The organism is Mycobacterium asiaticum (assembly GCF_001668675.1).
In the GTDB taxonomy this organism is placed as follows: domain Bacteria; phylum Actinomycetota; class Actinomycetes; order Mycobacteriales; family Mycobacteriaceae; genus Mycobacterium; species Mycobacterium asiaticum_D.
This window is the reverse complement of sequence record NZ_LZKQ01000308.1, coordinates 42,051-49,749: the sequence shown is the minus strand read 5'-3', so window position 1 is coordinate 49,749 and position 7,699 is coordinate 42,051. Positions and strand designations below refer to the sequence as shown.

Annotated in this window: 9 protein-coding genes; 4 read left to right on the top strand and 5 right to left on the bottom strand. The window is 66.8% G+C overall.

Translation table 11 applies throughout. The features are described 5' to 3' along the window. Positions 1–189: 189 nt before the first annotated feature. The 5 genes from A9X01_RS31650 to A9X01_RS25785 all read right to left on the bottom strand — a co-directional run bounded on the left by A9X01_RS31650 (position 190) and on the right by A9X01_RS25785 (position 4,037). Positions 190–405 carry a hypothetical protein gene (locus tag A9X01_RS31650; RefSeq protein ID WP_065123426.1) on the bottom strand — a complete coding sequence of 72 codons (216 nt, stop codon included), beginning with the start codon at positions 403–405 and terminating at the stop codon, positions 190–192. A 20-nt stretch (positions 406–425) separates the two neighbouring features. Further along, positions 426–929 carry a PE family protein gene (locus A9X01_RS25800; protein WP_065123425.1) on the bottom strand — a complete coding sequence of 168 codons (504 nt, stop codon included), beginning with the start codon at positions 927–929 and terminating at the stop codon, positions 426–428. A gap of 344 nt (positions 930–1,273) precedes the next feature. Further along, positions 1,274–2,356: an adenosine deaminase gene (locus A9X01_RS25795; protein ID WP_065123424.1), complete on the bottom strand. Its 1,083-nt coding sequence runs from the start codon at positions 2,354–2,356 to the stop codon at positions 1,274–1,276. Further along, positions 2,353–3,639: a thymidine phosphorylase gene (locus A9X01_RS25790; protein WP_065123423.1), complete on the bottom strand. Its 1,287-nt coding sequence runs from the start codon at positions 3,637–3,639 to the stop codon at positions 2,353–2,355. Before A9X01_RS25790 ends, A9X01_RS25795 begins: the two co-directional genes overlap by 4 nt. Beyond that, positions 3,636–4,037 (bottom strand): cytidine deaminase, encoded by a 402-nt coding sequence (locus A9X01_RS25785; RefSeq protein ID WP_065123422.1) that lies wholly within the window; start codon positions 4,035–4,037, stop codon positions 3,636–3,638. Before A9X01_RS25785 ends, A9X01_RS25790 begins: the two co-directional genes overlap by 4 nt. 261 nt (positions 4,038–4,298) lie before the next feature. On the opposite strand from A9X01_RS25785, the gene sdhC reads away from it, so the two are divergent. Genes sdhC through A9X01_RS25765 form a run of 4 tightly spaced genes read left to right on the top strand, consistent with a single transcriptional unit; the run spans position 4,299 to position 7,667 of the window. Next, positions 4,299–4,637 (top strand): succinate dehydrogenase, cytochrome b556 subunit, encoded by a 339-nt coding sequence (gene sdhC, locus A9X01_RS25780; RefSeq protein WP_036353070.1) that lies wholly within the window; start codon positions 4,299–4,301, stop codon positions 4,635–4,637. After that, positions 4,634–5,101: a succinate dehydrogenase hydrophobic membrane anchor subunit gene (locus tag A9X01_RS25775; protein WP_065123421.1), complete on the top strand. Its 468-nt coding sequence runs from the start codon at positions 4,634–4,636 to the stop codon at positions 5,099–5,101. Before sdhC ends, A9X01_RS25775 begins: the two co-directional genes overlap by 4 nt. Positions 5,102–5,121: 20 nt before the next feature. Beyond that, positions 5,122–6,876, top strand: coding sequence for a succinate dehydrogenase flavoprotein subunit (gene sdhA, locus A9X01_RS25770; RefSeq protein WP_065123420.1), 1,755 nt, complete (start codon positions 5,122–5,124; stop codon positions 6,874–6,876). Continuing rightward, positions 6,876–7,667 carry a succinate dehydrogenase iron-sulfur subunit gene (locus A9X01_RS25765; RefSeq protein ID WP_065123419.1) on the top strand — a complete coding sequence of 264 codons (792 nt, stop codon included), beginning with the start codon at positions 6,876–6,878 and terminating at the stop codon, positions 7,665–7,667. The genes sdhA and A9X01_RS25765 overlap by 1 nt, the downstream gene beginning before the upstream one ends. The last annotated feature ends 32 nt before the right edge of the window (positions 7,668–7,699 follow it).

Sequence of the window (7,699 nt, the reverse complement as noted above, 5' to 3'; positions counted from 1 at the left end):
AGAAACGCCCGCCCGCGCGGCGACAGCCGGTAGCCGACGTCCAGGCTGATGGTCAATCCGAGCTCTTTGAGCCGACGAACGACCGGCACTGGCCGCCGATGCCGCGTTGTCGCCCGCCGACCTCGATGCCATCGCGGCGCGCCTGCACCGGCTGGACACCGCGAGTGAATCGGGGCCGTGGACTCGGCGCTACCTGCGGCTCGTCGCCGGCAACGAGGCGGCGCGCGCCTGCCGCGCGGTGACCCGGTAGTCGGCTGGGCGTTCCTGCACGTCGTCGATGCGCACGGTTCCCGCCATGGTTCGCTGCCTGCCGCCAGGTTTGGCGCGAGGGACGTCCCAGCGGCGCAGCACCAAACTGACTTCGCCGCGGGCAATGCCTTCGGCCGTTGCGCGGTTCAGCAGCACATCGGCGATGGTATTCCGCGCTAGCCCGCAGCGGTGGCGACCGGGGTGAACAGCTGCACGATGGTGGGGAGCGCGTAGCCGACTGCGGCGAGAAACAGCAAGAAGGGTGGCCCGAGGACAAGGGTCAAGAGGATGCCGAGCAGGGGCGCGGTTATGTCCTCGAGCGTGGTGGGAATCGTCACGCCCAGCACATCCACGGCGGCGCTGCCCACGCTCGCGGCGGCTGGCTGCAGCAGCGCGGCGTTACCGGCCTCGGCGCTGGCGTAGCCACCGGCACCAGCGGTCAAGCGCTGCACGAATTGATCGTGGAATGCTGTGGCCTGCCCGGCCGCCTGCTGGTAGTGCTCGGCCTCACGGGAGAACAGCTGCGCGATCGCCGCCGAGACCTCGTCGGCGGCCGCGGGCTGGATGGTGAGCGTAGGTCCCGCCGCTTCGATGTGCGCGGCGTCGAGAGTCGAACGCACCGTCGCCAATTCCGTTGCCGCCGCCTTGATCAGCTCCGGCGTCGCCATCACATTCGACATGCCCGATACGATCCCCCATTTGCTCGAACAGCGCCTGCGGATTCCCGGATTTGGTCGGGCCGGATCACCACCAGCGGCGGTTCATCGCGCGGGACATGCAGGAATCGTCCAGGAACGAGTGGCGCCTGGGGTGGGATACCCGCTCTGGCGAACGGTCGCGGCGAGTCGATGTTTCGGGGTTGCGGGTCAGGTACTTCACTTCGTGCTCCTCGGGATAGAACGGGACGATTCGACTGTGCCCCGTCCGCCCGCAACAACCATCGGTCGGAACGCGTAATTCCCCAGGCCCGGGGTCGTACGTGTCACATGCCGCCGAAAGCTGGCCTACGTGTTTTCGCTGACGGTCATCCGATCAGCACCGCATACCGCGGCTTGATGACGTCGTCGATGATCTCCAGCCGTTCGTCGAACGGGATGAACGCCGACTTCATCGCGTTGATCGTGAAGCGCTCCAGATCACTCCACCCGTAGCCGAACGCCTCCGAAAGCCGGCTCATCTCCTGGCTCATCGTCGTATCGCTCATCAGCCGGTTGTCGGTGTTCACCGTCACCCGGAACCGGCTGCGGGCCAACAGGTCGAACGGGTGCTCGGCGATGCTGTTCACTGCGCCGGTCTGCACGTTCGAGCTCGGGCACAGTTCCAGCGGAATTCGCTTGTCCCGCAATATCGCTGCCAACTTACCCAGGGAGACGCCGCCGTCCGGGCCGACGGTGATGTCGTCGACGATGCGCACCCCGTGCCCGAGCCGGTCGGCACCGCAGAACGCGATCGCCTCGTGGATGGACGGCAGGCCGAAGGCCTCCCCGGCGTGAATCGTGAAGCGGGCGTTGTGATCTCGCATGTACTCGAAAGCATCCAGATGCCTGGTCGGCGGGTAGCCGGCTTCCGCACCGGCGATGTCGAATCCGACGACGCCCTTGTCCCGGAACCGGATTGCCAACTCCGCGATCTCCCGCGACATCGCGGCGTGGCGCATCGCGGTCACCAGGCAGCGGACCTTGATCGGACGGCCGTCGGCGGCACACGCCTTCTCGCCGGCGGCGAAACCGGCCAGCACCGCGTCGACCACTTCGTCGAACGACAGGCCGCGGTTGATGTGCAGCTCGGGCGCGAATCGGACCTCGGCGTACACCACCGAGTCGGCGGCCAGGTCCGCTACGCATTCGTGCGCGACGCGATACAGCGCTTCGGGTGTCTGCATGACGGCGACGGTGTGCGAGAACGGCTCGAGATAGCGCTCCAGCGAACCGCTGTGCGAGCGGGTGCGAAACCACGCCGCCAGCGCATCGACGTCGGTGGCCGGCAGGCCGTCGTAGCCGATCTCGCCGGCGATCTCCAGCACGGTGGCCGGCCGCAGCCCGCCATCGAGGTGGTCGTGCAGCAGCGCCTTGGGTGCTTGCTTGATCCTGTCCAGACTCAGGCTCATCGCGTGATCCGATCGATAATCAGGGGCCGCGGCGGCGGCGGTTGGTCCACCACACTGAAGGCGCCGTCCAGCTCGGCTATCGCGGGCGCCAGGCGGTCCGGGGTGTCGGTGTAGAGCGTGAAAAGCGCGTCGCCGACGGCCACCGGCTCACCGCGGCGGCGGTGGATCCGCACGCCCGCGCCGTGCTGCACCCGCGCGCCCGGCCGGGACCTGCCCGCACCGAGTCGCCAGGCCGCCAACCCAACCGCCATTGCGTCGATGTCGCCCATTGTGCCGCCCTCAGCGGCCGGCACGGTTTCCGAATGCCGACCAATCGGCAACGGTTTCGCCAAATCCCCACCTTGGGCGGCCACCAGCCGGCGGAATCGGTCCATCGCGGAGCCGTCGCGCAGCGTCTCGGCGGGGTCGCGCCCGTCGATCCCGGCCAGGTCGAGCATCTCGCTGGCCAACCGCACGGTCAGCTCGACCACGTCGGGCGGCCCGCCGCCGGCGAGCACCTCCAGGGACTCCGCCACCTCTAGGGAGTTGCCGACCGTGGCCCCGAGCGGCGCCTCCATGTCGGTGAGCAGGGCGCGGGTGGGCACCCCGTGTGCGATGCCCAGCTCGACCATGGTGTGGGCCAGGTCCCGGGACTCGGCCTCGGAGTTCATGAAAGCTCCGGAGCCGACCTTCACGTCCAGCACCAGCGCCCCCGCACCCTCTGCCAGCTTCTTGCTCATCACCGAACTGGCGATCAGCGGCAGCGATTCGACGGTCCCGGTGACATCGCGCAGCGCGTACAGCTTGGCGTCGGCAGGAGCCAGCTCGCCGGCGGCGAAGATGGCGGCACCGATGTCCCGCAACTGCTCACGCACTCGCTGGTTGGACAGCGCCGCAGTGAAGCCGGCGATGGATTCCAGCTTGTCCAGGGTGCCGCCGGTGTGGCCGAGCCCGCGGCCGGAGGCCTGCGGGACCGCTGCGCCACAGGCCGCTACCACGGGCACCAGCGGGATCGTGATCTTGTCGCCCACGCCGCCGGTGGAGTGCTTGTCCACCGTCGCCAGACCCAGGTCGGTGAAATCCAGCCGCGGTCCCGACGCCAGCATTGCCGCGGTCCAGCGGGTGGTCTCGCCGCGATCCATGCCGCGCAGGAAGATCGCCATCAGCAACGCCGACATCTGCTCGGGTGCCACACGGCCGTCTGTGTAGGCCTCGATCACCCAGTCGATGGCGGCATCCGAGAGCCGGCCGCCGTCCCGCTTGCACCGGATGACCGTCGGCGCATCGAATACGTTGTCCGTCAACGGCTTACCCGCGCGATATCGTCGGGACCGAAGGGATCGGGCAGCAGCTCGGCGAGTCGACGGGGCCCGTCGGCATGGTCGATCAGCAACTCCGGTCCGCCGTGTTCGAGCAACAGCTGACGGCATCGTCCGCACGGCATCAGCAACGAACCGACGCCGTCCACACAAGCCAGCGCGAGCAACCGGCCGCCGCCACCGGAATGCAGCGCACACACCACCGCGCATTCCGCACAGAGACCAAGGCCATATGAGACATTCTCCACATTGCATCCGGCGATAATGCGGCCGTCGTCGACCAATGCCGCGGCGCCCACCGGGAACCTCGAATATGGCGCATACGCGCCGGATGCAACCTGAATTGCCTTGTCGCGCAATAAATTCCAATTCACTTCCGGCATTTGGCAACCCCGCTCGCCGTTGGGCTTAATTGAGCAAGGCCACCCTAACCTGTGCTACGACACACAATTCGGATGGGACTGTTTGGTACCGCTCGCTCGTTGCTCAAGTTAAGCTCGGTTGCCCGGCTAGACCCGTTTACTGACGGTTTTTGGGAGGCGGTGGAAATGGTAAGCACCCAAGCGACAACCGCGGATCCGGCAACGCCCTCGACGTCACGTAAGCGGCGGCCACCTCGGACCCTGTACCGAGGCGATCCCGGAATGTGGGCGTGGGTGCTGCATCGCATCAGTGGCGCCACGATTTTCTTCTTCCTGTTCGTCCACGTGCTGGACGCGGCAGTGCTGCGGGTCAGCCCGCAGACCTACAACGAGGTGTTGTCGACTTACAAGACCCCGATCGTCGGCCTGATGGAATACGGCCTGGTGGCCGCGGTGCTTTTCCACGGGCTGAACGGGATTCGGGTCATCCTGATCGACTTCTGGTCCGAAGGTCCGCGCCACCAGCGGACCATGCTGTGGATCGTGGCGGTCGCCTTCCTGGTGCCGCTGGTGATGGCCGGCGTCGTGATCGGCATCCACGCTTGGGAGCACCTGCGATGAGCATCAACGACCTGCAGCTCGGCCCCGGCCAGACGGCGCCGATCCGCCAGCGCAGCCACGACCGGCCCGCCAGCCTGGACAACCCGCGCTCGCCGCGCCGCCGCGCCGGCATCCCGAACTTCGAGAAGTTCGCCTGGCTGTTCATGCGGTTTTCCGGGATCGCGCTGGTGTTCCTGGCCATCGGCCACCTGTTCATCATGCTGATGTGGGACGACGGCGTGTACCGCATCGACTTCAATTTCGTCGCACAGCGCTGGGCGTCGCCGTTCTGGCAGTTCTGGGATCTCGCGCTGCTGTGGCTGGCGCAATTGCACGGCGGCAACGGGCTGCGCAACATCATCGACGACTACAGCCGCAAGGACGTCACCCGCTTCTGGCTGAACAGCATCCTGCTGCTGTCGATCGGCTTCACCTTGGTGCTGGGAACCTACGTCATCGTGACCTTCAACCCGAACATCGCCTGAAAACCGTTGAAGGAGAGGTCTTGATCCAGCAACACCGATACGACGTCGTCATCGTCGGCGCGGGCGGTGCCGGGATGCGCGCCGCGGTCGAGGCCGGGCCGCGGGTACGTACTGCCGTGCTGACCAAGCTTTATCCCACTCGTAGCCACACCGGCGCCGCCCAGGGCGGCATGTGCGCGGCGCTGGCCAACGTCGAAGAGGACAACTGGGAGTGGCACACGTTCGACACCGTCAAGGGCGGCGACTACCTCGCCGACCAGGACGCGGTGGAAATCATGTGCAAGGAAGCCATCGACGCGGTGCTCGACCTGGAAAAGATGGGGATGCCCTTCAACCGCACCCCGGAGGGCCGCATCGACCAGCGCCGCTTCGGCGGGCACACCCGCGACCACGGCAAGGCGCCGGTGCGCCGGGCCTGCTACGCCGCCGACCGCACCGGCCACATGATCCTGCAGACGCTGTACCAGAACTGCGTCAAGCACGACGTGCAGTTCTTCAACGAGTTCTACGCGCTCGACCTCGCGCTGACGCAGACCCCGACCGGCCCGGTGGCTACCGGCGTGGTGGCCTACGAACTGGCGACCGGTGACATCCACGTCTTCCACGCCAAGGCCATCGTGCTGGCGACGGGCGGTTCCGGCCGGATGTACAAGACCACCTCCAACGCGCACACCCTCACCGGCGACGGCATCGGCATTGTTTTCCGCAAGGGACTTCCGTTGGAGGACATGGAGTTTCACCAGTTCCATCCGACCGGACTGGCCGGGCTGGGCATCCTGATCTCCGAGGCCGTACGCGGCGAGGGCGGCCGGTTGCTCAACGCCGACGGCGAACGCTTCATGGAGCGCTACGCCCCGACGATCGTCGACCTGGCGCCGCGGGACATCGTCGCCCGCTCGATGGTGCTGGAAGTGCTCGAAGGCCGCGGCTGCGGCCCGCACAAGGACTACGTCTACATCGACGTCCGGCACCTCGGTGAGGACGTGCTGGAGGCGAAGCTGCCCGACATCACCGAGTTCGCCCGGACCTATCTGGGCGTGGACCCGGTCCACGAACTGGTGCCCGTCTACCCGACGTGCCACTACGTGATGGGCGGCATCCCGACCACCGTCACCGGGCAGGTATTGCGCGACAACACCAACACCGTGCCCGGGCTGTTCGCGGCCGGCGAGTGCGCGTGCGTGTCGGTGCACGGCGCAAATCGGCTGGGCACCAACTCGCTGCTGGACATCAACGTGTTCGGGCGCCGGGCCGGCATCGCGGCGGCCGCATACGCCCAGGGACACGACTTCGCCGACATGCCGCCGGAGCCGGCGTCCATGGTGGTCGGCTGGGTGGCCGACATCCTCTCCGAGCACGGCAACGAACGCGTCGCCGACATCCGCGGTGCCCTGCAGCAGACGATGGACAACAACGCCGCGGTGTTCCGCACCGAGGAAACACTCAAACAGGCGCTCACCGACATTCACGCGCTCAAGGAGCGGTATTCCCGAATCACGGTGCACGACAAGGGAAAGCGCTTCAACAGCGACCTGCTGGAGGCCATCGAGCTGGGCTTCCTGCTGGAGCTGGCCGAGGTCACCGTGGTAGGAGCGTTGAACCGCAAGGAATCCCGCGGCGGGCACGCGCGCGAGGACTACCCCAACCGGGACGACGTCAACTACATGCGTCACACCATGGCTTACAAAGAGGGCACCGATCTGCTCAGCGACATCCGGCTGGACTTCAAACCCGTCGTGCAGACCCGGTACGAACCGAAGGAGCGCAAGTACTGATGAGCGCTGAGACCGACGTCGAAACCCTCGACCCGCCGCTGCCCCCGGTGCCCGAGGGCGCGGTGATGGTGACGGTGAAGATCGCCAGGTTCAACCCCGACGACCCGGATGCCTTCGCCGCGACCGGCGGCTGGCAGAGCTTCCGGGTGCCCTGCCTGCCCAGCGACCGGCTGCTCAATCTGCTCATCTACATCAAGGGCTACCTGGACGGGACGCTGACCTTCCGGCGGTCCTGCGCGCATGGCGTGTGCGGCTCCGACGCGATGAGGATCAACGGCGTCAACCGGTTGGCCTGCAAGGTGCTGATGCGCGACCTGCTGCCGAAAAAGCCGGGCAAAAAGCTGACCATCACCGTCGAGCCGATTCGCGGACTGCCCGTGGAGAAGGACCTTGTAGTGGACATGGAGCCGTTCTTCGACGCCTACCGCGCCATCAAGCCCTACCTGATCACCACCGGCAATCCGCCTACCCGCGAACGCATTCAAAGCCCCACCGACCGGGCCCGCTACGACGACACCACCAAGTGCATCCTGTGCGCGTGCTGCACCACCAGTTGCCCGGTGTTCTGGCATGAGGGCAGCTACTTCGGCCCGGCCGCGATCGTCAACGCGCACCGATTCATCTTCGACAGCCGTGACGAGGCCGCCGCCGAACGGCTGGACATCCTCAACGAGGTGGACGGGGTGTGGCGCTGCCGGACCACGTTCAACTGCACCGAAGCCTGCCCGCGTGGCATCGAGGTGACGAAGGCGATCCAGGAGGTCAAGCGCGCGACGATGTTCTCGCGCTAGGGTCGCGTTGCCTGGCGCGAGCAGACGCTAAA